The sequence below is a fragment of the Thalassococcus profundi genome (genome assembly GCF_003344785.1).
GTDB lineage: Bacteria > Pseudomonadota > Alphaproteobacteria > Rhodobacterales > Rhodobacteraceae > Puniceibacterium > Puniceibacterium profundi.
This window is the reverse complement of record NZ_QPMK01000001.1, coordinates 192484-216570: the sequence shown is the minus strand read 5'-3', so window position 1 is coordinate 216570 and position 24087 is coordinate 192484. Positions and strand designations below refer to the sequence as shown.

The window sequence follows — 24087 nt, the reverse complement described above, 5'->3', positions numbered from 1 at the left end:
TCCGGCATTTCGGAGTGCTATCTGCTATGCTAGAAACTCTGCAACTGAGGACCGACTCGGAGGATGAGATGACACAGGCATTCCTGACCCAGGTGACCGAGACCCTACGGGAGATCGAGGGCGACGGGCTATGGAAGACCGAACGGCCGCTGACCTCTCCGCAAGGCGCGCGGATCACCGTGGATGGCAAGGGGATGCTGAACCTCTGCGCCAACAATTACCTTGGTCTTGCCGATCATCCACGGCTGATCGCGGCGGCCAAGGATGCGATGGACAACCTTGGCTACGGCATGGCCAGCGTCCGGTTCATCTGCGGCACGCAGGAGCTGCACCGGGACCTGGAGCGGAAGCTGGCGGCGTTCCTGGGCAAGGATGACGGCATCCTGTTCGCCGCCTGTTTCGACGCCAACGCCGCCGTGTTCGAGCCGCTGCTGGGGCCGGAGGATGCCATCGTCAGCGACAGCCTCAATCACGCCTCGATCATCGACGGCGTGCGGCTCTGCAAAGCCAAGCGCTACCGCTATGCCAATGCCGACATGGACGATCTCGAGGCGCAACTGAAACAGGCGCGCGCGGACGGGGCGCGGCACGTGATGATTGCCACCGACGGGGTGTTCTCGATGGATGGATACCTGGCGCCGCTGCCGGAGATCGTGGCGCTGGCAGAGAAATACGAGGCGCTGACCATGGTGGACGACTGCCATGCCACCGGCTTCATGGGCCACACCGGCGCAGGCATGCCGCAGCATTTTGGCGTCGACGTGGATATCCTGACCGGGACGCTGGGCAAGGCGCTGGGCGGGGCCATCGGCGGCTATATCGCCGGGCCGCAGCCGGTGATCGACCTGCTGCGCCAACGCGCGCGACCCTACCTTTTCTCGAATGCGCTGCCGCCCGCGGTGGTCGCGGCGGGGATCGAGGTGCTGGACCTGATCGCGGAGGGCGACACCCTGCGCGCGCGGCTCTTCGAGAATACCGCTTACTGGCGTGCCGGCCTGGAGGCGCTTGGGTTCGAGCTGCTGCCGGGGGAGCACCCGATCATCCCGGTCATGACCCATGACGCGCAGCGCGCGCAGGCGATGGCCAACGGTCTGTTCGACAAGGGTATCTACGTCTCGGGTTTCTTCTACCCGGTCGTGCCCAAGGGCCGCGCGCGCATCCGCACGCAGATGAATGCGGCGCTGGGCCGCGACGACCTCGACACCGCCCTTGCCGCCTTCGAGGCGGTCGGCAAAGACACCGGAGTGATCTGATGCGCAACGACATGAAAGCCCTGGTGAAGGCCGAGCCGCGCGAAGGGCTTTGGATGCAGCGCGCGCCGGTGCCCGAGATCGGGCCCGAGGACGTGCTGATCAAGGTCAACAGGACCGGGATCTGCGGCACCGATGTGCATATCTGGAACTGGGACGACTGGGCGCAGCGCACCGTGCCTGTGCCGCTGATCACGGGGCACGAATTCGCCGGGGAGATCGTCGAACTGGGCCGCGCGGTCGAGGGGCTGGAACTGGGGCAACGCTGTTCCGGCGAGGGGCACCTGATCGGCAAGACCTCGCGGCAGAGCCGGGCGGGCAAGTTCCACCTCGACCCGGCGACGCGCGGCATCGGGGTCAACGAACAGGGTGCCTTTGCGCAGTACCTGCGGCTGCCCGCCTTCAACGTGGTGCCGCTGCCCGACGCCATCGACGACGAGATCGGTGCCATTCTGGACCCGCTGGGCAATGCCGTGCACACGGCGCTCAGTTTCGATCTGGTGGGAGAGGACGTGCTGATCACCGGCGCCGGGCCGATCGGCATCATGGCGGCCGCCGTGGCGCGTCATGTGGGCGCGCGGCATGTCGTCATCACCGACGTGAATCCCGAGCGGCTGGAACTGGCGGCCCGGGTTGTGGACGTGGTGCCGGTGAACGTCGCCGAAGAGGAACTGGCCGAGGTCATTCCTCGGCTGAAGATGAAGCAGGGCTTCGACGTGGGCCTCGAGATGTCCGGCAACCAGCGTGCGCTCGACCAGATGGTCGAGGCGCTGGTCATGGGCGGACGGATCGCGCTTCTGGGTATCCCGCCGGGCAAGTCGCCGGTGGACTGGAGCCGCATCGTCTTCAAGGCGATCACGCTCAAGGGTGTCTATGGCCGCGAAATCTTCGAGACCTGGTACAAGATGATCGCCATGCTGGAAAACGGGCTGGACGTGCGCGGGGTCATCACCCATCGGTTCGCCGTGGATCGCTTCGCCGAAGGGTTCGCGGCGATGCGGTCGGGACAGTCCGGAAAGGTCGTGCTGGACTGGACCGGGGCCTGAGCGCCGGCGCTGCGTGATCGCTGCCAAGGGCCGAGCACCCGCGGCGCTTGAGCGCGGCCAAAGCCGGGGCGCGGAGGGGGCGTAATCGCCGCCAAGGGGTCCGTCGCCCCAAAAGACGCCGCGCGGCCAAGGTTGGGCGCAGGAAGGGTGGGACCGCCCTCAACCACGCTGCGACCGGCCGGAGGCATTGAAGGCGCCGCCGGGAAGGTGGCGCAGGGTGATCATCGCAACAAGCCGCCGCAAACGCGGCCAGGGCCTGGGCCGGGGGCCCGGCGGCGGGGTGGCGTCGCGCCGCGAGGCCACATGCGGTCCGCAATCCACGAAATCCGGGATCGGGCTGAAGTCCTTGGGCTGGTAGATCGGTGTCTGGCGCATGACCCGACACTGGACCGGGAAACTTTAGAAACCGTGAACGCCGCCGATCAATCGAGCGCCTTCGCGGTCTCGAGCCGCGAGCCTTCGAGCACCTTGACCTCGCGCTGCGGGAAGGGGATCGAAATACCGTTTTCCTGGAACGCATCCCACAGCGCGAGATAGACATTGCCGCGGATGTTGGTGAGCCCGCCGGTCGGGTCGCGGATCCAGAAGCGCAGGATGTAGTCGACCGAGGAATCTCCGAAGCCGACGATGTGGCAGACCGGGGGTTTGTCCCGCAGCACCCTTGGCGTGTCGGCGGCGGCGGCGATGGCGATCTTGCGCACCTTGTGCGGATCGTCGCCGTAGGCGGTGCCGAAATAGATGTCGAGCCGGACGAAATCGTTGGAATGAGACCAGTTGACCACCTGTCCGGTGATCAGGTCCTCGTTGGGGATGAGGTATTCCTTGCCGTCGCGGGTGGTGATCGACACGTAGCGCGCGCCAAGCGAGTTGATCCAGCCGAAGGTTTCGCCCAGCGAGATCACGTCGCCCGGCTTGATCGACTTGTCGAGCAGGATGATGATGCCCGACACGAGGTTCGACACAACCTTCTGCAAGCCGAACCCGAGGCCCACGCCGATGGCACCGGACAGCACCGCGAGGCCGGTCAGGTCGACGCCCACCAGCTTGAGCCCGATGAAGAGCGCCGCACCGTATAGCGCCACCTGCAGGAACTTGACCGCCAGCACCTGCATCGAGGGGCTGATGTCCTCGTTGCTTCGGATCCGCGCGGAACTGGTCACGGCCAGGAACCGCGCGACGATGATCAGCACCGCCACGGTGATCACCGCCTGCACCGCCAGCCACATTGTCAGCCGCGTGTCGCCGATGTTGACGGCCATGTTCTCGAGCAGGTTCTGGGCCTCGCCGGTGAGGTGCAGGATGTGCAGCGTGACCCAGGTCCAGGCACCGTAACGCACCACCGAGCGCAGCAGCGGATTGCCGATCAGCCGGGTCGAAAAGGCGATGAAGAGCCAGGCGGTGGCGAGGTTCGCGATGACGCTGAGCAAATAGGAGCGCGACGGCCAGGTCACTTCGCGCATGATCCAGACGGCGATCCAGATCAGCACCACGAAAAGCACCATGCGCAGCCGCCGGTGCAGGATCAGCAGAACCCGCAGGCGCCACTTGGGCCAGCCTTCGCGGGCGCGCATCCAGTCGTGCAGCCGCGGGCGCAGAACCACCGCCAGCCCCCAGGCCAAGAGGAATACGCAAAGCGCGATTCCGATCTGGTAGGCGTTCCAGGGCCGCATCAATCCGCTGGCAAAGACCTCGGCGCGCGCGAGCAGGCCGAATGCGATCTCCTGCAACTGTTCCAGCGGCGGAATGTCGGCGTCTTCGGGGTTCATCCAGGTCTCGCGTCAGGGCTGTGCCAAAGCGTTGCACCCGCCGCCGCGCTGCGCAAGCCCCAAGGCCGGATCAGGGCAGGGCCGCCATGCGCTCCGGCGCGGGTTCGGCCAGCCCGCCGACGGCGCCCGCGTCACCGGTCACGATCGACAGGGTCGCCGCCACGAGGACGGAGATCAGGACGATGTTGAGCACGTTGAGTGGGCTTTGCATGGACAATCCCCGGTGAAGCGTTTGGATACAACCCTTGGTAACTGGGCCGCCTCTCGCCCGATTTCAAAGCGGAGCGCCCAGATGTCGCAGGTCCCCGCCGACCGGCTGGCGGCGCACCGGCGCGCAGCGGGCCTTGATAGACTCGGGCCAAAGCTGTATCTCGACCGGCATGACACCGGTTTTCGACATCGACGACCGCGCGCGCCTGAGCGAGCGCTTTTTCGGAGCCACGCACACCGTGCTGGCGCGCCTATAAGGCTGCCTTTCCCGCCGCCCAATGCGGCTTCGGACTCGATGAATTTCACCAAGACAGCTTGAACAAGGGAGAGGACGGATGTCCCCCAAGACACTCTATGACAAGATCTGGGATGCACATGTCGCGCATGAAGCCGACGACGGCACCACGCTTCTTTATATCGACCGCCATCTCGTGCACGAGGTGACCAGCCCGCAGGCCTTCGAAGGGCTGCGCATGGCGGGGCGCACCGTGCGCGCACCGGACAAGACCATCGCCGTGCCGGATCACAACGTGCCTACGACCGAGGGCCGCGAAAAGGGCATCGAGAACGAGGAAAGCCGGATCCAGGTCGAGGCGCTCGACAAGAACGCCAAGGATTTCGGCATCCACTATTACCCCGTATCCGACGTCCGCCAGGGCATCGTGCACATCGTCGGGCCCGAACAGGGCTGGACCCTGCCCGGCATGACCGTGGTCTGCGGCGACAGCCACACGGCGACCCACGGCGCTTTCGGTGCGCTGGCGCACGGCATCGGCACGTCCGAGGTCGAGCATGTGCTCGCCACCCAGACGCTGATCCAGAAGAAATCCAAGAACATGAAGGTCGAGATCACCGGCAAACTCGCGCCGGGCGTCACCGCCAAGGACATCACCCTGTCGGTGATCGGCGCCACCGGCACGGCGGGCGGGACCGGCTACGTGATCGAATACTGCGGCGAGGCGATCCGCGACCTGTCGATGGAAGGCCGCATGACCGTCTGCAACATGGCCATCGAGGGCGGCGCCCGCGCCGGCCTGATCGCGCCGGACGAAAAGACCTTCGCATACGTGAAGGGCCGGCCCCACGCGCCGAAAGGCGCGCAGTGGGAAGCGGCGATGGACTGGTGGAAGACGCTCTATTCCGACGATGACGCGCAGTGGGACAAGGTCGTCACGATCAAGGGCGAGGACATCGCACCGGTTGTGACCTGGGGCACCTCGCCCGAGGACGTGCTGCCGATCACCGCGAGCGTGCCCGCGCCCGACAGCTTCAAGGGCGGCAAGGTCGACGCGGCCAAGCGCGCGCTCGACTACATGGGGCTGTCGGCGGGCACGCCGCTCAACGAGATCGCCATCGACACGGTCTTCATCGGTTCCTGTACCAACGGCCGGATCGAGGATCTGCGCGCGGCGGCCGAGATACTCAAAGGCAAGAAGATCGCGGTGAAGCGCGCCATGGTCGTGCCGGGCTCCGGCCTCGTCCGGGCGCAGGCCGAGGAAGAAGGGCTGGCGGACATCTTCAAGGAGGCCGGGTTCGAATGGCGCATGGCGGGCTGTTCGATGTGCCTGGCGATGAACCCCGACCAGCTGAGTCCCGGCGAGCGCTGCGCGGCGACGTCGAACCGCAACTTCGAGGGCCGTCAGGGCCGTGGCGGACGCACGCATCTGATGTCGCCCGCCATGGCGGCGGCGGCGGCCGTGACCGGGCATCTCACCGACGTGCGTGACATGATGTAACCGGCGCGCTCCTCAAGCCCTAGCGGGCTTTCCTCGCGAGGAGGCCCGCGCGGGCCGGGGAGCCGCCGCGACAGGAGACGAAAATGGAAAAGTTCGACAAACTCAGCGGCATCGCCGCGCCCCTGCCGATCATCAATGTCGATACCGACATGATCATCCCCAAGCAGTTTCTGAAGACCATCAAGCGGTCCGGCCTCGGCGTGAACCTCTTCGACGAGATGCGCTACGACGACGACCGCAACGAGATCCCTGGTTTCGTGCTCAACAAGCCGCAGTACCGCGACGCGCAGATCCTGGTCGCGGGCGACAACTTTGGCTGCGGCTCGTCCCGCGAACACGCGCCGTGGGCGATCAAGGATTTCGGCATTTCCTGCGTCATCGCGCCCAGCTTTGCCGATATCTTCTTCAACAACTGCTTCAAGAACGGCATCCTGCCGATCGCCCTGCCGCAAGAGCAGGTGGACGTCCTGATGAAGGATGCCGAGAAAGGGGCAAATGCCCGGATCGAGATCGACCTCGAGGCGCAGACCATCACCTCCTCCGATGGCGAGGTTTTCACCTTCGACGTCGACCCGTTCAAGAAGCACTGCCTGATGAACGGTCTCGACGACATCGGCCTGACGATGGAAAAGGCACCGTCGATCGACGCTTTCGAGGCGCAGGCCGCTCAGGCGCGCCCCTGGGTCTGACAGCAGAGCGCCGCGCCACCGCGCGCGGCGCATCCCGGCTCAGGAGGCGGAGCGCAATTCACTGTCGCCCTTGAGCACCTCGTCGCCGTCCTTTTGTTCGATCCGGTAGGCCGGATCGTCTTCGGAGGCATCGCGCGTCACCTCCGATCCCTTGATCTTGAGCGTGATCTTCTGCGTGTAGACCTTTTTGACCGTGCCGGTTCCGGTGCCGTTGCCCCAGTCCCATTCGACCGTGTCGCCTGTCTTGAATGCCATCTGTGGTCTCCTGCCGATGCGCGTGTCAACGCCGGTCAGGTTGCATGGTTCCGCCGGGCTGTCGGTATAGCCGTGCCATTGGCGCATCCGAAGGATGCCCGGTTTGGCTGTTCGCGCCGCAATTACCGCGTGACCTGATCGGCATCGGGCGCGCGTGTGTCGATTCATGGCGACTCTTGGTGGCCCGAGGCTTGCAGTTGTTTCCAAGCAACTTGGGGCAGCCGTGGCCTGGTCCACAAGATATTGTTATTGCTCACAACTGCGCCGCATTTCCGAGCCCAAGTTGATGCATTCCGGCACCAGCTTTTCCACGATCGCGCCATAAATCTTAGGGATTGTTTTCCTTGTTGTTGTTCCGACCTGAGAAAGAAGGCAAGAATTGGGCAAGAATGAGGCACGGCGCCACAATCGGCGCGATATGACCGAAAGCAGGGCACGGCAAAGCACCGTGGCCGCTCGGTCCGAGAGGGCAGGTAACCGGTGATCATCCGCATGATCAGCGCAGGCGTTCGCGCCTTTCTCGTGGCGATGCTGATTGCATTGCCCGCGCTGATGCTGCCCGGCGTGTCGGCAGACACGACGCAGATGATCGCCCTGCTGGCGCTTCTCGCGGCGATGCTGACATTCGTGGAATATGTCAGCGTGTTTCCAAGCTTCGTCGAATTCCGGGACGCCCCGCCGTTCAACCGGATGCGGTTCCTGACGCTGTTTCTGACAATCGTGACCTTGACGCTCGTGAGCCGCGGTCAAGGTGAACCAAACGGGCTGTCGGCGCTTCTGACCGCCGTGGGCGGGCAGTTGGGCCTGTTGCTGGATTTCCCGTTCTCCCCGGTGCGGCTGATGCTGCTGACCCTGCCGGCCGACGCGCCCGAGACGCTCCAGCAATCCCTGCGCACCCATGCGGGACTGGCTTACGTGATCTCGGTCCTGTCCACGATGCTGGTCTGGGGACTGGTTCACGCGATGCAATGGCCGCTGCGCAACGGCGCCTTCAACTTCTGGGTCAACCTGCCGCTTTTCGATCCGACCGCCGGTGGCGACGTGCTCTACCGCCTGAAACGGGATTCGCACGTTAACGTTGCATTAGGGTTTCTGCTGCCATTCTTGATCCCGGCGGTGCTCAAGGCCGCAAGCGCAATGATGGATCCGATCTCTTTCGATGATCCGCAGACGATGATCTGGACGATGACAGCATGGGCGTTCCTGCCTGCAAGCATGATCATGCGCGGCGTGGCGCTGATGCGCATCGCCGAACTCATCGAGGAAAAGCGCCGCCGCGCCTATGCCCAGGCCGAACTTCTGGTCGCCTGACCGGCGCCTTTCTTTCCCTCTGTCTGTTGCTTTTTCCCTCCGTCTTGTCAGCCGACATGCTGCGGATCGCGACCTGGCACGCCCCGCTCAGCCGCAAGGGCCCCGGCTTGCTGCTGCGCGACCTGCAAAGAGCTGAAGGCGGCGAACTGGCGCAGATCATGGCGACCATCGCCGAGGTGAATGCGGATGTGCTGCTGCTCACGCAGATCGACTACGACGCCGGTCGTGTGGCGCTCGAGACGTTGCGCGACGCTCTGGCGGAGCGTGGCGCGTCCTACCCGCACCTCTTTGCGCTTAGGCCCAACACCGGGCGCGAGACCGGGCGGGACCTCGACGGCGACGAGCGGCTGGGACAGCCGCGGGATGCACAGGGGTTCGGGTATTTCAACGGGCAGGGCGGCATGGCGCTGCTGTCGCGGCTGGCCGTCGACCGGGAGGCGGTGCAGGATTTCTCGGCGCTCCTGTGGCGCGACCTGCTCGGCAGCCTGATCGCCGCGGACGACCCCGGGCACGATGTGCAGCGGCTGTCTTCCGCCGGCCACTGGACCGTGCCGCTGATCCGGGAGACCGGCGCGCGGCTCACCGTCACCGCCTTCCACGCCACGCCGCCGGTTTTCGACGGACCCGAAGACCGCAACGGCCGCCGCAACGCCGACGAGGTGCGGTTCTGGTCGCTTTACCTCGACGGGGCCTTCGGGCCGGTGCCCGATCCCCTGGTGATCCTTGGCAATGCCAACCTCGACCCGGCGGCGGGCGATGGACGGCGTGACGCGGTTGCAGACCTGTTGGCCAGGCCGCAGGTGCAGGACCCGTTGCCCGGCCAGACCACCGCGTACTGGCCCGATCCCGGCCCCGGCGCCCTGAGGGTCAGCTACGTGCTTCCATCGGCCGACCTGACAGTGACAGCGGCGGGCGTGACAGACCCGGTCGGTGCGCACCGGATGGTCTGGGTCGACCTCGACCTCCCCGACTAGCCGCGGCGCTTTCTTGACGCCGCCCGCGGCGCGCAGTACCCGATGGCCGACCCAATGGTGACCAAAGGACAACCGCACATGAGCACCCCTTCCCTTCTTATCCTGCCGGGTGACGGCATCGGCCCCGAGGTGATGACCGAGGTGCGCAAGGTCATCGACTGGTTCGGCGCCAAGCGCGACCTGTCCTTCGACGTGAGCGAGGATCTGGTGGGCGGCGCGGCCTACGATGCGCATGGCACACCGCTGACGGACGCCACGATGGCCCGCGCGCAAGAGGTGGACGCGGTTCTTCTGGGCGCCGTGGGCGGACCGAAGTACGACGTGCTCGATTTCAGCGTGAAGCCCGAACGCGGCCTGCTGCGCCTGCGCAAGGAGATGGACCTCTATGCCAACCTGCGTCCGGCGCAGTGCTTCGACGCCTTGGCGGATTTCTCCTCGCTCAAGAAAGACGTGGTGGCGGGTCTCGACATCATGATCATCCGGGAACTGACGAGCGGCGTGTATTTCGGCGAACCGCGCGGGATCATCAACGAAGGCAACGAACGCGTCGGCATCAACACCCAGCGCTACACCGAGAGCGAGATCGAGCGCGTGGCGCGGTCGGGCTTCGAGATGGCGCGCAAGCGCGGCAACAAGCTCTGCTCGATGGAAAAGGCCAACGTGATGGAATCGGGCGTGCTCTGGCGCGAGGTGGTGCAGAAGATCGGCGACACCGAATACCCGGACGTGGAGCTGTCGCACATGTACGCCGACGCGGGCGCCATGCAGCTGACCCGATGGCCCAAGCAGTTCGACGTGATCGTCACCGACAACCTCTTCGGCGACCTGCTGTCCGACCTTGCAGCGATGCTCACCGGGTCGCTGGGAATGCTGCCCTCGGCGAGCCTCGGCGCGCCGATGGCCAATGGCCGGCCCAAGGCGCTCTACGAGCCGGTGCACGGCTCCGCGCCCGACATCGCCGGGCAGGGCAAGGCCAACCCCATCGCCTGCATCCTCAGCTTCGCCATGGCGCTGCGCTATTCCTTCGACAAGGGCGACGAGGCGACGCGGCTCGAAGAGGCGGTGAACGCGGTTCTGGCGCAGGGCTACCGCACCGCCGACCTGTTGGGCGAAGAGGGCCGCAGCCCGGTGTCGACGTCCGAAATGGGCGACGCCATCGTCGCGGCGCTCGACGCGTCTCTGTAACATCGATGCCCGGCACCTTTGCGGTGCCGGGCGACGCTCAGGCCACCGGTTTCGAGCGGAAGTAGAGATAAAGTGGCAGGCCGCAGCTGACCCCGATGCAGAAGATCGCCGGAATCGCCAGCAAAGCGATCCAGTTCCGCCGCACCGCCACTTCGGACAGGATCCAGAGAGTCAGAGCAATGGCCGCGATGGTCAGGTCCCAGACCAGCCCGGTGGTCGAGGCATTGACATACCAGGCGTCGATCAGGGCCGACAGGCTCCAGCCGTTCTGGGACATGTAGGTCATGAACCAGTACATCGGGTGAACGGCGCCCCAGAGCGCCAGCGCCAGCCAGAGATACCGCAGCATCCTCAGAACCCCACGCCCAAGGTGAACCAGCCCTTGCGCAGCGCCACGCCACCGCCCAGATGCGCGCCGCTGTTCGACAGCGTGACATCGGCGCGGGCGCTGGGAACGATCGGCACCGGCTCCCGCCTGTCATCCGGCGCGACGCAGGCCGCGAGGCTCAGCAGCGCGAGGGCGCAGAGCATCCTCATCCGGAAATGCCCATCTCTGCCTTGCCGGTGACGCTGACCGATACGCCGGGGCCGCTGTTGCGCGGTTCGGGCTCCGGCGTGACCGGTTCGCCATCCGCGCCGCAGGCCGCCAGGGCCAGAAGCGACATCACAAGAATTTTTCTCATCCAAGGTTCTCCTTCCACCGCGCCACCTGTTCGCGGACGCGTTCCGGGGACGTGCCGCCATAGCTCGTGCGGCTCGCCACCGAATTATGCACACCCAGCACGTCGAAAACATCCCCGGTGATGCCATTGTGAACGCCCTGCATCTGCTCCAGCGTGAGGTCCGGCAGGTCGCAGCCCTGCTTTTCGGCCAGCGCCACGAGGCTCCCAGTGACGTGATGCGCCTCGCGGAACGGCAGGTCCAGCACCCGCACCAGCCAGTCGGCAAGGTCCGTCGCGGTGGAAAACCCGCTTGCGGCCGCGGCTTCGAGCGCCGGGCGGTTGGCGGTCATGTCGCGCACCATCCCCTCCATCGCGGCCAGGGCCAGCATCAGGTTGTCGGCGGCGTCGAAAACCTGCTCCTTGTCCTCCTGCATGTCCTTGGAATAGGCCAGCGGCAGGCCCTTCATCACCATCATCAGCGCCACGTTGGCGCCGAAGATGCGGCCGACCTTGGCGCGGATGAGCTCTGCCGCATCGGGGTTCTTCTTCTGCGGCATGATGCTCGACCCGGTGCTGAACCGATCCGACAGGGTGACGAAGCGGAACTGTGCGCTGGACCATATCACCAGCTCTTCGGCGAACCGGCTGAGATGCATAGCGCAGATCGACGCGCAGCCCAGGAATTCCAGCGCGAAGTCGCGGTCGCTGACGGCATCCAGCGAATTGGCCATGGGCCGGTCGAACCCCAGCGCCTCGGCCGTCATCTGCCGGTCGACGGGAAAGGAGGTGCCCGCCAGCGCCGCAGCCCCCAGCGGCGATTCGTTCATCCGGGCGCGTGCATCGCGGACGCGAGAGAGGTCCCGCGCGAACATCTCGACGTACGCCATCATGTGATGGCCCCAGGTCACCGGCTGCGCCGTCTGCAGGTGGGTGAAACCCGGCATCACCCAATCCGCGCCGGACTCCGCCTGACCGACAAGCGCGCGCATCAGCGCCAGCAGCCCCGTTTCTGCCGCGTCCAGCTGATCGCGCACCCAGAGCCGGAAATCCGTCGCCACCTGGTCGTTGCGCGACCGGCCCGTGTGCAGCCGGCCCGCCGGCGCGCCGATCACCTCTTTCAGCCGCGCCTCGACGTTCATGTGGATGTCTTCCAGCGCTGCCGAAAAGGCGAAATCGCCGCTTTCGATCTCTGACAAAACGGTGAGAAGGCCTTTCCGAATGGCCTCCACGTCGCTAGCTTCCACGATGCCCGTGGCGCCCAGCATCGCGGCATGGGCCCTTGATCCGGCGATATCCTGCGCCGCCAACCGCTTGTCGAACCCGATCGAGGCGTTGATCGCCTCCATGATCGCATCCGGCCCGGCGGCAAAGCGGCCGCCCCACATCTGGTTCGAGGTTGTGTCAGACATCTTGATCGGCCCTTCGGAGGCAAAATGAAACGCAGTTTTCTCGCGCTCGTCTATACCGCCCTTGTCGGCCTTGCAAACCCGGGCGCGGCCGATCCCGCCACCGCGGAGGCGCTGCGCGACGGCGACATGAAAAAGCTCGTCTTCTCCGACCCGCAGCCTGCCGGCAGTTCGGATTTCCAGAGTTTCGAAGGGGAGCCGCTGAATCTGTCGGACTACCGGGGCAAATGGGTGCTGGTGAACTTCTGGGCCACCTGGTGCGCGCCCTGCCGCCACGAGATGCCGATGCTGTCCGAGTTGCAGCGCGAGCTGGGTGGCGACAGCTTCGAGGTGGTGACCATCGCCACCGGGCGCAACGCGCCGCAGGGCATGAAAAGTTTCTTCGAGGAGGTCGGCGTCGACAACCTGCCGCTGCACCGCGACCCGAAATCCGAGCTTGCCCGCGAAATGTCGGTGCTCGGCCTGCCGATCACGGTGATCCTCAACCCCGAGGGTCAGGAAATCGCCCGTCTGCGGGGCGATGCGGACTGGGCCTCGGACAATGCCAAGGCGGTCCTGGCGGCCCTCATCGGCACCAGCTGAGGCGCCGCTCAGACGACGCGCAGATCACGCAAAAGGATGCGCTCCGCCGGCGGATCCTGAAAGAGGTCCTCGGCCTGGATGCCGGTGCCTTCGGGAACACCGCAAGCCGCGGGGGCGGCCTGCGGTGCAAGGGTGTCCCCGGATCGGGACGCGCCGATCCACTCGGCTCCGGGCAGGAAGAGCGCGGATACAAGCAGACACAGGTAGAAGACGCGCATGGGCCGGCTCCGGGGTCGTGGGCCCCCACCCACGCGTCGTTCCTGACGCGAACCGCCCGCCAAGTCCAGCGTTTCGCCATAATTCTGCCACAATGTCGCCATTGCCTTGCCAATATTCGGCAGGCGGCGCCAGTGTTTCCGCATCCGACTGGTCAAAGGTGACGCAACGCCGCTTTTGACAGCGCGCCGACTTGGCGGGCACACTCGGCGCACCATTCGGCCAAGCGCAATAGGGGAGGAGACCATGCCGCTGCCGGTCCTTCTGGCGCTGGTCGTGCTGGGCATCGGCGGCATTGCCGTGGCGCTGCACCTGCTGGGCCTCTCCGCCCCGCGGCGGCTGGACGAAGCCGGCGCCCGCGCCGCCTGGCTGCGCGAGTTTCCCGGCGACACCGTCACGGCGGCCACGGTCTGCGCCGACGGCTCCGCCGCACTGATCGCGGCGCACAGCGGACCCGGCGTGGTCTGGACGATGGGGGCCGACACCACCGCGCGGCCTCTGCAAGGGGCTCGCACCGCTGCGCATGAAACCGGCCTGACGCTCCACCTGCCCGATTTCACCGCCCCGCGCCTGCAGCTGCGTCTCACGCCGCAGGAGGCCGACCTTTGGACCCGTACCCTGAAAGACACCGCATGACCGACCAGATCGCCTTTCCCGATGTCGTCCAGCTCGCCGTGCCGCTGTTCATCGCGGCGATCCTCGCGGAACTCGCCTGGATCGTGCTCAGGAAGCGCGGCGGCCGCTACGAGACCCGCGATGCCCTGACCTCGCTGATCATGGGGGCCGGCAACGTCGCCTCGGGCATCCTGCTGGGCTTCATCGCCTACGGCTTCTTCATGCTGCTCTGGCAGATCACGCCGCTCGACCTCGGCACCTCGCTGCCGGTGATCCTGCTGTGTTTCGTGCTGGACGACCTGCGCTACTACTGGGTGCACCGTTTCGGGCACCGCATCCGCTGGGTCTGGGCCAGCCATGTGAACCACCATTCAAGCCAGCACTACAACCTCACCACCGCGCTGCGGCAGACCTGGACCGGCACCTTCACCTTCATGATGCTGGTGCGCGCGCCGCTGATCCTAGCAGGCTTCCACCCGGCGCTGGTGCTGTTCTGCGGCGGGCTCAACCTGATCTACCAGTTCTGGATCCACACAGAAGCCATCGGCCGCCTGCCCCGCTGGGTCGAATCCGTCATGAACACCCCCTCGCATCACCGCGTGCACCACGGCCGCAATGCGCGCTACCTCGATGCCAATTACGCCGGGGTCTTCATCGTCTGGGACAAGCTCTTCGGCACCTTCGTGCCCGAACAGCAAAGCGAAAAGGTCGACTACGGGTTGGTGCGCAACCTCGGCACCTTCAATCCGCTGCGTGTCGCCTTTCACGAATGGGTGGGCATCTTCCGCGACGTGACGCAACCCGGCATCACCTGGCGCGACCGCTGGATGTACATGGTCGCGCCGCCGGGCTGGAGCCACGACGGCAGCCGCGCCGACACCGCCCGGATCAAGGCCGATCACCTCGCCCGCCACCCCGAGGACCGCGGCACCCCCGGTTTCAGCTGACGCGAAACGCAGGCAAAGGCCGCTCCTTCATCTTGCCGATAAACCTCCAGAGAGCACGAGAGACAGCGTCTCTCGTATCGCCCCGGAGGGGCGATCCTCCGCCTCAGCGGCAGTAGGATCCGTTGCGGTGGCGCGCCGTGTCGAAGTGGAAGTGATCCTGGTGGAACCGGTCCGACTCCGGCCCGAGCACCGTCCCGAAGATGCCGCACGCGCGGCCGTGCATCTGCCGCAGCGCTTGGCCGTCGCGGGCGGTGTTCCAGCCCTGCAACACCGTGATCTCGCTGCCGTCGCGCAGGATGATGCCCGAAATGTCGATCGCGCGGCCCTTGCCATGCTCGGACACCTTCGCGCCGGGCTGGTTGTTGCGCGTCCGGCAGGCGTAATGTGCCGCCACCCGCAGCCGTGCGACGCCGCCGCCGCGCGACCCGATGGCGGGCTTGACGCCGCGATTGACCCATTGCTTGAACGCCTTGGCGGTGCGGCAGTCGATCATCGGCTGCTGGGTCAGCGCGATGCCGTCCACCGACCGCACCCGCACCGCGTCGTCGATGCCGCAGGCGGAAATCCGGCCGGGCACGAAACCGACCCGTTCGCCCTGGATCGCCGGATCGCCGCAGACCGACCCGCGGACCTCCTGCTGGCGCTGCGCCATCACCCGCTGCACCAGCGATTGCGACCGCCGCTCGGGCCGCAGCGTCCGCGCCACCGCCTGCGGCGTGGCCGTGGCGAAGGCCAGGAGCGGCTCCATGAACGGCAGCGGCTCGGCGCGCTCGACCGGTTCGAGCCGGGTCATGCGGCGAAGGAGCTGCGCCGCCAGCGCCGCTTCGAACACCTCTGGCCGGGCGGATGGGCGGAAGCCCGCCAAACCCGCGCGCTCCGGCGTCGTGTTACTTGCGGCGACGACCGGCGCGGCGGTGGCGTCCATGCGGGCGACCGGGGTCAGGGAGGTGACGGGCGCCTTGGCCAAAACCGGGCCGGACAGACAGAAAGCTGCAAGAAAACCAAAAAGATACCGCATCAACGCTCCACTTTCTTGCGCCCGAAGTCGGGCGCGTCGGTGTCCTGACCGGCCTGGATGATACCACGGCGGATCGCCCGGGTTCGAGTGAAATAGGCGTGAAGATGGTCGCCGTCCCCTGTGCGGATGGCGCGCTGCAAGGCAAAAAGCTCCTCGGTGAACCGCCCGAGGATTTCCAGTGTCGCCTCCTTGTTGTTGAGGAAGACGTCGCGCCACATCGTCGGGTCCGAGGCCGCGATCCGGGTGAAGTCCCGAAAGCCCGCGGCGGAATACTTGATCACCTCGCTGTCGGTCACCCGGCGCAGGTCGTCCGCCACACCCACCATCGTGTAGGCGATGAGGTGCGGTGCGTGGCTGGTGACCGCCAGCACCAGGTCGTGATGCTCGGCATCCATCTCCTCGACGAAAGACCCCAGCCCCTCCCAGTAGAGCCGCAGCCGGGCCACGGCCTCGGGGTCGGCGCCCGGCGGCGGCACCAGCAGGCACCAGCGGTCGTCGAAGAGCGTGGCAAAGCCCGACTCGGGCCCCGAATGCTCGGTCCCGGCCAGCGGATGGCCCGGAACGAAATGCACGCCCTCGGGAATATGCGGCCCGACCGTGTCGATCACGGTCTTCTTGACCGATCCCACATCGGTCACCGTGGCGCCGGGCTTGAGATGCGGCGCGATCTCTTCGGCGACGGCACCCATCGCACCGACCGGCACGGCCAGCACCACGAGGTCCGCATCCGCCACCGCCTCTGCCGCGCTGTCGCAGACCGTATCGCAGAGCCCGATCCGCCGCGCGGTGTCACGTGTCTCCCGCGACCTGGCAAAGCCCGATACCGTGCCCGCCAGCCCGCGGCGGCGCATCGCCCAGAACATCGACGAGGCGATCAGCCCCAGCCCGATCAGCGCGACCTTTCCGTAAACCTGGGTCATCGCTGGCCTGCCTTGAACTGCCCCACCGCATGGGCGACCCGGCGGCAGGAGGATTCGTCGCCCACCGTGATGCGCAGCGCCGCCGGCAGCTGGTAGCCCGCCACCCGGCGCACGATCAGCCCCTGGCTTTGCAGGTAGGCGTCGCAGGCCTCTGCCTCTTCGGGCGAGGCAAAGCGCGCGAGGATGAAATTTGCCATCGAGGTGTCCGAGGGCACGCCGTGTTCGGCCAGCGCCTCGGCCAGCCAGGTGCGCATACGGGCATTCTCGGCCAGGCATTTCTCGACGAAGGCGCGGTCCTGCACCGCCGCCTCTGCCGCTGCCAGCGCCGTGCCCGACAGGTTGAAGGGGCCGCGGATGCGGTTCAGCACGTCGATGATCTCCTGCGGGCCGTAGCCCCAGCCGACGCGCAGACCGCCCAACCCGTAGAGCTTGGAGAAGGTCCGCGTCATCACCACGTTGTTCCGCGCCTCGACCAGCCTGGCGCCGCCGTCGTAGCCGCCGACATATTCCGCATAGGCGCCGTCCAGCACGAGGATCGCTTGGCTTGGAATGCCGGCGGCCAGCCGTTCGATCTCGGCCATGCCGATCATTGTGCCGGTGGGGTTGTTCGGGTTGGCGAGGAAGACCAGCTTCGTGCGGTCCGTACAGCCGGCGAGGAAGGCATCCACGTCCGTGACCCGCTCGCGTTCGGGCACCTCGACCGGCGTCGCCCCGGCGGCCATCGCGCTGATCCGGTACATGCCGAAGCCGTGCACGGAATGCACCACCTCGTCACCCGGCCCGGCATAGCACTGGCAGAGGAAATGGATGATCTCGTCGCTGCCGACGCCGCAGATGATGCGCGCGGCATCCAGCCCGTGCACCTCGGCGATGGCGCGGCGCAGGCTCGCGTGATCCGTGTTCGGGTAGCGGTGCAGCTCGTGGACCGACCGGCGCACGGCCTCCTGCGCTGCCGGAGAGGGGCCGAAGGGGTTCTCGTTCGAGCTGAGCTTGACCACGTTGCTCACACCCTCCACCGCGGCCTTGCCGCCCTGGTAAAGCGCGATATCCATGATCCCGGGCTGCGGGGTTATGCTGTTCATCGGGGTACTCCTTGGACCCGTCTTTAGCGGGCGTGAGGGTCCAAGAAAAGCGGCAAACCGGCGGGACGGGAGATCAAGGATGTCCGGCGCGGAACAAAGGCGGCCAAGGGCCGCCGCCGCGCCATCGCCGGGCCGCCCCCCGGCACGGCGATTTGGCAGTTCTTGGACCCAAGCYCGTACCCTGCGCGGACTTGGCCGGGATAAAGTGCCCCGCTCCGGCGAAGGATCGCCGCACCGCGGCCCGGCGATGGCGCGGCCCCGCCGCTGGGCCGGGATCGCGCTCTTGAGGCTGCCGCAACAGACCTAGAGCCCGTGCCGGGAGAGGTGTTCAGGCGAAGTGCGCGTTTCCTCAGGTCGCCAGCACGTTGCGGAACAGCCAGGGATCGGATTCGTCGATATCCTCGGGAAAATGTTCCCAGCGGTCCTGCAGCGGCGTCCAGTCGGTGTAGTGCGCCTCGACCGGACCGAGATAGGGGCGCTGAACCTCGAGACAGCGGGCGTGGTCCATCTCGTCGGTCTCGACGATGCCGGCCTCGGGGTTCTCGAGCGCCCAGACCATGCCCGCCAGCACGGCAGAGCTGACCTGCAACCCGGTGGCGTTCTGGTAGGGGGCCAAGTCGCGGGTTTCCTCGTTCGACAGGCGCGAGCCGAACCAGAGCGCGTTCTTCTCGTGGCCGAAGATCAGCACGCCCAGCTCGTCGATGCCCTCGACGATCTCGTCCTCGGTGAGGATGTGATGCTTGGTCTGCTGTTTGCCCGACCCGAACATCTCGTGCAGCGACAGCACCGCGTCGTCGGACGGGTGATAGGCATAGTGGCAGGTGGGCCGGAACTCCGGGCTGCCGGGATCGCCGACGGTGTAATAATCCGAGATCGAGATCGCCTCGTTATGGGTCACGAGAAAGCCGAACTGCGGCCCCGGCGTCGGGCACCAGGTGTGCACACGTGTGATCGCGCCCGGGCGTTCGAGCCAGATCGCCGCTTGGCAGCCTTCGTCGTAGGAGTGGCCGTTCTCGGGGAACCAGGTTTCGTGCGTGCCCCATCCCAGCTCTGCCGGTTGGAAACCCTCGGCGATGAAACCCTCGACCGACCAGGTGTTGACGAAGACATTCCGCGGACGCGGGACACGGCGCGCCTGGGTGTCGCGCTCGGCGATATGCACGCCCTTGACGCCCAGATCCTGCATCAGCCTGGCCCAGCCGTCGCGGTCGGCGGGTACCTTGGCATCCCGGCCCAGGTCGCGGGCGAGGGTGAGCAGCCCCTCTTTCACGAACCAGCTGACCATGCCGGGATTGGCGCCGCAGCAGCTGACCGCTGTCGGCCCGCCCGGGTGTGCGGCCTTTTCGTTGCGCACCTTCTGGCGCAACGCATAGTTGGTGCGTTGCGCGTTGTCGCTGGTGTCGAAATAAAATCCCGCCCAGGGTTCGACCACCGTGTCGATATAAAGCACGCCCAGGTCGCGGCAGTATTTCATCAGGTCGAGAGAGGAAGTGTCGACCGACAGGTTCACGCAGAACCCCTTGCCCTCCTTGAACAGATCGCCCAGCACGTCGCGGTAGTTCTCGGGTGTCAGCGCCACCTGCAGGTGGTTCAGGCCGTGCTGTCGAAGGAAGTTCGCCTGCGCCTTGTCCGGCTCGATCACCGTCAGCTTGTCGGCATCGTAGTCGAAATGCCGTTCGATCAGCGGCCATGTGCCTTTGCCGATCGACCCGAAACCGATCATCACGATGGGGCCGTCGATGCGACCGTGGACGGGATATTCCTGAGCCATGCGGGGACCTCCTGTTTCCGTTCAGCCCCTACCTAACCCGTGTGACAATGAAGGGAAATGCGCAAGCCGCCATTTCCGGACCACAAAGGGCGGCTTCTCCGGTTGGTCGCTGCCTCGGGATTCGGGCAGAGCCTCAGGGTCGCAAGGCCAGCCTCAGACCAGCACCTCGAAGCTTTTCTGCGCGCCCACGTCGAAGACTGACTTGTACCGCGCGATCTGATCTTCGGGGCCCATCGCTTTTTTCGGATTGTCCGACAGCTTGACCGTGGGCTGGCCGTTCGCCGACACCGCCTTGCAGACCAGACTGAAGGGCGCCAGCCGGTCGTCGGGAGTGAGACCGCGGAAATCGTTGGTGAGCAAGGTGCCCCAGCCAAAGCTGACGCGCACCCGGTCCTTGAACTGGGCGTGCAACTCCAGGATCTTCTCGGCATCCAGCCCGTCGGAGAAGATCACCAGCTTCTTCTTCGGGTCTTCGCCGCGATCCTGCCACCAGCGGATCGCCACCTCGGCGCCGGTGGCCGGGTCGCCGCTGTCGATGCGGATGCCGGTCCAGCCCGCCAGCCAGTCGGGCGCGCGGCTCAGGAAACCTTCGGTGCCGTAGGTGTCGGGCAGGATGATGCGCAGGTTGCCTTCGTGCTCTTCGTGCCAGTCGGCCAGAACGTCATAGGGCGCGCGGGCCAGGGCGGCGTCGTCTTCGGCCAGGGCCGCATAGACCATCGGCATTTCGTGGGCGTTGGTGCCGATCGCCTCGAGATCGCGGTTCTTGGCGATCAGGCAGTTCGACGTACCGGCAAAGCAGTCCCCGAGCCCTTCGGTCATCGCCTGCACGCACCAGTCCTGCCAGAGGAACGAATGCCGCCGCCGGGTGCCGAAATCGGCGATGCGCAGGCCGGGATGGCCGCGCAGCCTTTCGACCTTTTCCCAGAGCTTGGTCATCGCGCGGGCATAAAGCACTTGCAATTCGAAACGCCCCATCTCGTTCAGGACGGCGCGGCCGCGCAATTCCATCAGAACGGCGAGCGCGGGGATTTCCCACAGCATCACCTCGGGCCAGGCGCCTTCGAAGGTCAGCTCGTACTGGTCGCCGACGCGTTCCAAATGGTACGGCGGCAGGGACAGATTCTCGAACCAATCCATGAAGTCGGGGCGGAACATCTGCCGCTTGCCGTAGAAGGTGTTGCCGCGCATCCAGGTCGATTCGCCGCGGCGCAGCGACAGCGACCGGATGTGGTCCAGCTGTTCGCGCAATTCGCCTTCGTCGATGAGCCGGGCCAGCGGGACGTGGGTAGACCGGTTGATCAGAGAGAAAGTGACCTGCGTCTCGCGCTTGTTGCGGAACACCGACTGGCACATCAGCAGCTTGTAGAAATCGGTGTCGATCAGGGACCGGACGATGGGGTCGATCTTCCACTTGTGGTTCCAGACTCGGGTGGCGATGTCCAATTCGGGGCCTCTTTCGCTGTTGGGTCCCCTGATACGCGATGCGCGCCGGAGGGTCCAAGCGTTTTACCCATGGCCGCCGCGCGGGCCAGCGCTCGCAGCAATTCCGCCTTGCGGACGGGCTTGGCGAGGAAGTCGTTCATCCCCGCGGCAAGGCAGGCGGCCTTGTCCGAGGCAAAGGCATTGGCCGTCAGCGCGATGATCTGCGGCTGCGCGATGGGGGCCGCGCGGATCGCGCGGGTGGCGGCGATGCCGTCGAGTTCCGGCATCGACATGTCCATCAGCACCATGTCGGGCGGCTGGTCCAGGCAGGCTTCCACCGCGGCGCGGCCGTCCTTGACGAACCGCAGTTGCAGACCCGCGTCCGACAGAAACCGCGCGATCAGGGTGCGGTTGGTGGCGTTGTCGTCCGCCACCAACAGGCTGCGGCCGGCAAGGTCGGGCGGCCGGACCTCTTCGGCCCCGGCGTCCGAAGGCATGGCCTCGCCGCAGCCGAGGCGCAGCGTCAGCTTGAAGCAGGCCCCGTGTCTGCCCGGCTCTGTCGTCAGCAGCACCAGGTCGCCGCCCATGCCGCGCGCCAGATGCCGCGAGATGGCGAGGCCCAGGCCGGTGCCGCCGTATTTGCGGGTAATATCCGCATCCGCCTGTTCGAACTGGTCGAAGATACGGGCGGCCCGGTCCGGCGGGATGCCGATGCCGGTATCGCGCACGGTGATCTCGATCCGGTGATGTGCGGGACCGTCCGGCCTGGCGCTGACGCGCATCGTGACGCCGCCGGTGTCGGTGAACTTGATCGCGTTGCCGATCAGGTTCAGCACGATCTGCCGCAGCCGTCCAGCATCGCCCGTCACCGTTTCGGGCAGCGCCGTGTCGTGGCAGATGTCCAGCGTCAGACCCTTGTCCAGCGCTTGCGGACGCAGCAGTTGCGTGGCGGAGCGCAGGCAGGCGGCCAAGGCAAAGGGTTCCTGCACAACGGTCAGCTTGTTCGCTTCGAGCCGTGAATAGTCGAGGATGTCGTTGATGATCTTCAACAACGCCTCGGCGGAATCGCGGATGGTTTCGACATTCGCCTTGTGGCGATCGTCCAGGGCCGACTCCGCCAGCAGGTTGGCCATGCCGATAATCCCGTTCATGGGCGTGCGGATCTCGTGGCTCATGGTTGCAAGGAACGCGGCCTTGGCGCGGGCGGCCTCCTCGGCGCGGCGCTTGGCCTCGGCCAGCTGGCGGGCGTGATCCTTGGTCTCGGTGATATTACGTTCGATGGCGATGACCACGTCGGTGGCGCCGGCATCGTCGAGCAGCGGCACGAGGTTCGTCTCGATCCAGATTTCCTGCCCCGATTTCGTGTAGTTGAGAATTTCGGTCCGGTAGGGTCGACCCTTGCGGATTTCCGTTCCGATCCGGGCTGAAACCGCCATGTCGGTCCCGGGTCCGTTCAGAAGCCGCCCCGGAGATTTCCCCAGCGCCTCTTGCAGGGAGTAGCCCGTGGTGCGGGTGAACGCGTCATTGACCCAGAGGATGCCGTGGTCCGGTTTCGAGATCACAACGCTGTCATTGGCATGCCGCGCCACCAGCGACAGCTGCCGCGCCTCGCGCTGCGACTCTTCAAGTTCGCGATTGGCGGTCGACAGCGCCTTGGCCCCCAGCAGAAGCTCGCGCCGTTCACTTTGGGCGCGGCGGTGATAGCGGGTCACATAGGTCAGGAAGACCTTGACCATGTAGGCAAGCATCACCGCGCCCAGAAGGTCGAACCCGTGTTTGGCCGCGACCTGCGGCGCCGACAGCAGCTCGACGATCAGGAAGACCGCGCAGGTCGCGGCGTAGACCGACAGCCGCAGGGTTGCAGCGGCGCGGTGGAATGGCATGACGAGGCCCGCGTTGATCGCGGCGCCGGTTAGGAACGCGAGGGCGAAGAAGGACGCCGCCCCCGACGGCGCCCAAACCTGCGCGAGCAGCACGCAGAGCCCGATGGTCAGCGCCTGCAGCCAGGCGGTGAAGGCGGTCACGGCGCGAACCCGGTCGATGTCCTGCCCCGCGGCGCGCCACGGCGCGACCCGCCGCAAGGTCAGGCAATCGATTGCCTCGCCAAACAGGGCCAGCGCCATCGCGATCAGCCCGTGCAGGGGCGAGGCCAGCCAGAACAGCGACCAGGCGCCGGCGACGGTCAGGATCTGCCGGCTGAGGAAATGCGCGATTCGGCCCGAGGCATAGCGTTCCAGCAGGCCCCAGGGACTGTTCTGCCGGTCGAATTCGGCAAGGGCCCGGTCGGGCGCGAGGGGCGGATCGGCCATGGCGTCAGGGTCCGGAACATATGCGTTCCCCGACACCTAGCGCTGCAAGGTTAAGAAAAGGGCAAACCGCGCGGGCGCGCGTTCAGGCGATGCGGACCCCGGCGGTGCGCATCGCCGTCATCGCGGCGTCCAGCGACCCGTCCACGTCGATGCCGCGGCACAGATCGGCGCGCAGCGTCACGTCGAACCCGGCGCGGGCCGCGTCCACGGCAGAGAAATGGACGCAGAAATCCGTGGCGAGCCCAACCAGCGTCAGCGCGGTGATGCCGCGGCTGCGCAGGTAGCCGTCGAGCCCGGTGGGCGTCTCGTGGTCATTCTCGTACAGCGCCGAATAGCTGTCGATGGCCGGGTTGAAACCTTTGCGGATTACCAGATCGGCGCGGTCGGTGTCGAGGTCGGGGTGAAAGGCGGCGCCCTCCGACCCTTGGATGCAGTGATCGGGCCAGAGCACCTGCGGGCCATACGGCATCTCGATCATCTCCATAGGCGCCTTGCCGGGGTGCTGGCTGGCAAAGGAGGAATGGCCCGCCGGGTGCCAGTCCTGGGTCAGGATCACCGCGTCGAACTCGGCCATCAGCGCGTTGATCGGCGCGACGATCCGGTCGCCTTCGGCTACCGCCAGCGCGCCGCCGGGGCAGAAATCGTTCTGGACGTCGATGACGAGAAGGGCGTGCATGGGGTCCTCCGGCTTTGCTGCGGTCGCGGAGAGTCTTAA

General features: G+C 66.3%; 26 protein-coding genes. 10 read left to right on the top strand and 16 right to left on the bottom strand.

Annotation, left to right across the window (positions count from 1 at the left end):
* The first annotated feature begins 68 nt into the window (after positions 1 to 68).
* Both DU478_RS01010 and tdh read left to right on the top strand, forming a co-directional pair.
* The gene (locus DU478_RS01010) at positions 69 to 1253 is read left to right on the top strand and encodes a glycine C-acetyltransferase (RefSeq protein ID WP_114509063.1); all 1185 of its coding nucleotides are present in this window, start codon (positions 69 to 71) and stop codon (positions 1251 to 1253) included.
* Complete coding sequence (gene tdh / locus DU478_RS01005; RefSeq protein ID WP_114509062.1) at positions 1253 to 2296, top strand: L-threonine 3-dehydrogenase; 1044 nt, start codon at positions 1253 to 1255, stop codon at positions 2294 to 2296. The genes DU478_RS01010 and tdh overlap by 1 nt, the downstream gene beginning before the upstream one ends.
* A 159-nt stretch (positions 2297 to 2455) precedes the next feature.
* Here tdh and DU478_RS01000 read toward each other — a convergent pair whose 3' ends face one another.
* The 3 genes from DU478_RS01000 to DU478_RS22820 form a co-directional block, all read right to left on the bottom strand.
* The gene (locus DU478_RS01000) at positions 2456 to 2671 is read right to left on the bottom strand and encodes a hypothetical protein (RefSeq protein WP_114509061.1); all 216 of its coding nucleotides are present in this window, start codon (positions 2669 to 2671) and stop codon (positions 2456 to 2458) included.
* Positions 2672 to 2718: 47 nt separating this feature from the next.
* Complete coding sequence (locus DU478_RS00995; RefSeq protein ID WP_114509060.1) at positions 2719 to 4062, bottom strand: mechanosensitive ion channel family protein; 1344 nt, start codon at positions 4060 to 4062, stop codon at positions 2719 to 2721.
* Between the two features lie 70 nt (positions 4063 to 4132).
* Positions 4133 to 4273 carry a hypothetical protein gene (locus tag DU478_RS22820; protein ID WP_158545722.1) on the bottom strand — a complete coding sequence of 47 codons (141 nt, stop codon included), beginning with the start codon at positions 4271 to 4273 and terminating at the stop codon, positions 4133 to 4135.
* 334 nt (positions 4274 to 4607) lie between these two features.
* Here DU478_RS22820 and leuC point away from each other — a divergent pair, with 334 nt between their 5' ends.
* Positions 4608 to 6008, top strand: a complete 1401-nt coding sequence (gene leuC, locus DU478_RS00990) for a 3-isopropylmalate dehydratase large subunit (RefSeq protein ID WP_114509059.1) — start codon at positions 4608 to 4610, stop codon at positions 6006 to 6008.
* Between the two features lie 83 nt (positions 6009 to 6091).
* Positions 6092 to 6697: a 3-isopropylmalate dehydratase small subunit gene (gene leuD, locus DU478_RS00985; RefSeq protein WP_114509058.1), complete on the top strand. Its 606-nt coding sequence runs from the start codon at positions 6092 to 6094 to the stop codon at positions 6695 to 6697.
* 39 nt (positions 6698 to 6736) lie between these two features.
* Here the strand turns inward: leuD and DU478_RS00980 are convergent, their stop codons facing one another.
* A complete protein-coding gene (locus DU478_RS00980; protein ID WP_114509057.1) occupies positions 6737 to 6952 on the bottom strand; it encodes a hypervirulence associated TUDOR domain-containing protein in 216 nt (71 codons plus the stop codon).
* Positions 6953 to 7444: 492 nt separating this feature from the next.
* Between DU478_RS00980 and DU478_RS00975 the strand changes: the two genes are divergently transcribed.
* From DU478_RS00975 to leuB, 3 genes are all read left to right on the top strand, one after another.
* Complete coding sequence (locus DU478_RS00975; RefSeq protein ID WP_114509311.1) at positions 7445 to 8263, top strand: hypothetical protein; 819 nt, start codon at positions 7445 to 7447, stop codon at positions 8261 to 8263.
* Positions 8264 to 8319: 56 nt separating this feature from the next.
* The gene (locus DU478_RS00970; protein ID WP_114509056.1) at positions 8320 to 9237 is read left to right on the top strand and encodes an endonuclease/exonuclease/phosphatase family protein; all 918 of its coding nucleotides are present in this window, start codon (positions 8320 to 8322) and stop codon (positions 9235 to 9237) included.
* A gap of 78 nt (positions 9238 to 9315) precedes the next feature.
* The gene (leuB, locus tag DU478_RS00965; RefSeq protein ID WP_114509055.1) at positions 9316 to 10422 is read left to right on the top strand and encodes a 3-isopropylmalate dehydrogenase; all 1107 of its coding nucleotides are present in this window, start codon (positions 9316 to 9318) and stop codon (positions 10420 to 10422) included.
* A gap of 37 nt (positions 10423 to 10459) precedes the next feature.
* Here leuB and DU478_RS00960 read toward each other — a convergent pair whose 3' ends face one another.
* The 4 genes from DU478_RS00960 to argH are packed head-to-tail and all read right to left on the bottom strand — an operon-like array spanning position 10460 to position 12493.
* Positions 10460 to 10777 (bottom strand): DUF2834 domain-containing protein, encoded by a 318-nt coding sequence (locus DU478_RS00960; RefSeq protein WP_199488276.1) that lies wholly within the window; start codon positions 10775 to 10777, stop codon positions 10460 to 10462.
* Entirely contained in the window at positions 10774 to 10959 is a 186-nt protein-coding gene (locus DU478_RS00955; RefSeq protein ID WP_147276310.1) for a hypothetical protein, read from the bottom strand. Before DU478_RS00955 ends, DU478_RS00960 begins: the two co-directional genes overlap by 4 nt.
* The gene (locus DU478_RS00950) at positions 10956 to 11105 is read right to left on the bottom strand and encodes an argininosuccinate lyase (protein ID WP_114509052.1); all 150 of its coding nucleotides are present in this window, start codon (positions 11103 to 11105) and stop codon (positions 10956 to 10958) included. The genes DU478_RS00955 and DU478_RS00950 overlap by 4 nt, the downstream gene beginning before the upstream one ends.
* A complete protein-coding gene (gene argH / locus DU478_RS00945) occupies positions 11102 to 12493 on the bottom strand; it encodes an argininosuccinate lyase (protein WP_114509051.1) in 1392 nt (463 codons plus the stop codon). The genes DU478_RS00950 and argH overlap by 4 nt, the downstream gene beginning before the upstream one ends.
* Before the next feature lie 24 nt (positions 12494 to 12517).
* Here argH and DU478_RS00940 point away from each other — a divergent pair, with 24 nt between their 5' ends.
* Positions 12518 to 13072, top strand: coding sequence for a TlpA family protein disulfide reductase (locus DU478_RS00940; RefSeq protein ID WP_114509050.1), 555 nt, complete (start codon positions 12518 to 12520; stop codon positions 13070 to 13072).
* An 8-nt stretch (positions 13073 to 13080) separates the two neighbouring features.
* Here the strand turns inward: DU478_RS00940 and DU478_RS00935 are convergent, their stop codons facing one another.
* Positions 13081 to 13290, bottom strand: a complete 210-nt coding sequence (locus DU478_RS00935) for a hypothetical protein (RefSeq protein ID WP_114509049.1) — start codon at positions 13288 to 13290, stop codon at positions 13081 to 13083.
* A gap of 244 nt (positions 13291 to 13534) precedes the next feature.
* Here DU478_RS00935 and DU478_RS00930 point away from each other — a divergent pair, with 244 nt between their 5' ends.
* Together DU478_RS00930 and DU478_RS00925 are read left to right on the top strand one after the other, a co-directional pair.
* Positions 13535 to 13924 (top strand): hypothetical protein, encoded by a 390-nt coding sequence (locus tag DU478_RS00930; protein WP_114509048.1) that lies wholly within the window; start codon positions 13535 to 13537, stop codon positions 13922 to 13924.
* The gene (locus tag DU478_RS00925) at positions 13921 to 14850 is read left to right on the top strand and encodes a sterol desaturase family protein (RefSeq protein ID WP_114509047.1); all 930 of its coding nucleotides are present in this window, start codon (positions 13921 to 13923) and stop codon (positions 14848 to 14850) included. Before DU478_RS00930 ends, DU478_RS00925 begins: the two co-directional genes overlap by 4 nt.
* A 103-nt stretch (positions 14851 to 14953) precedes the next feature.
* Here the strand turns inward: DU478_RS00925 and DU478_RS00920 are convergent, their stop codons facing one another.
* The 7 genes from DU478_RS00920 to pncA form a co-directional block, all read right to left on the bottom strand.
* Positions 14954 to 15775, bottom strand: a complete 822-nt coding sequence (locus DU478_RS00920) for an extensin-like domain-containing protein (RefSeq protein ID WP_233501075.1) — start codon at positions 15773 to 15775, stop codon at positions 14954 to 14956.
* Positions 15776 to 15867: 92 nt separating this feature from the next.
* Entirely contained in the window at positions 15868 to 16788 is a 921-nt protein-coding gene (locus tag DU478_RS00915) for a prephenate/arogenate dehydrogenase family protein (protein ID WP_114509045.1), read from the bottom strand.
* Entirely contained in the window at positions 16785 to 17870 is a 1086-nt protein-coding gene (hisC, locus tag DU478_RS00910; protein ID WP_114509044.1) for a histidinol-phosphate transaminase, read from the bottom strand. Before hisC ends, DU478_RS00915 begins: the two co-directional genes overlap by 4 nt.
* Before the next feature lie 349 nt (positions 17871 to 18219).
* The gene (locus tag DU478_RS00905) at positions 18220 to 19641 is read right to left on the bottom strand and encodes a homospermidine synthase (RefSeq protein ID WP_114509043.1); all 1422 of its coding nucleotides are present in this window, start codon (positions 19639 to 19641) and stop codon (positions 18220 to 18222) included.
* 153 nt (positions 19642 to 19794) lie between these two features.
* Positions 19795 to 21084 carry a nicotinate phosphoribosyltransferase gene (pncB, locus tag DU478_RS00900; RefSeq protein ID WP_114509042.1) on the bottom strand — a complete coding sequence of 430 codons (1290 nt, stop codon included), beginning with the start codon at positions 21082 to 21084 and terminating at the stop codon, positions 19795 to 19797.
* Positions 21021 to 23372 carry a hybrid sensor histidine kinase/response regulator gene (locus tag DU478_RS00895; RefSeq protein ID WP_114509041.1) on the bottom strand — a complete coding sequence of 784 codons (2352 nt, stop codon included), beginning with the start codon at positions 23370 to 23372 and terminating at the stop codon, positions 21021 to 21023. Before DU478_RS00895 ends, pncB begins: the two co-directional genes overlap by 64 nt.
* A gap of 82 nt (positions 23373 to 23454) precedes the next feature.
* Positions 23455 to 24048, bottom strand: coding sequence for a bifunctional nicotinamidase/pyrazinamidase (gene pncA / locus DU478_RS00890; protein WP_114509040.1), 594 nt, complete (start codon positions 24046 to 24048; stop codon positions 23455 to 23457).
* Positions 24049 to 24087 lie beyond the last annotated feature (39 nt).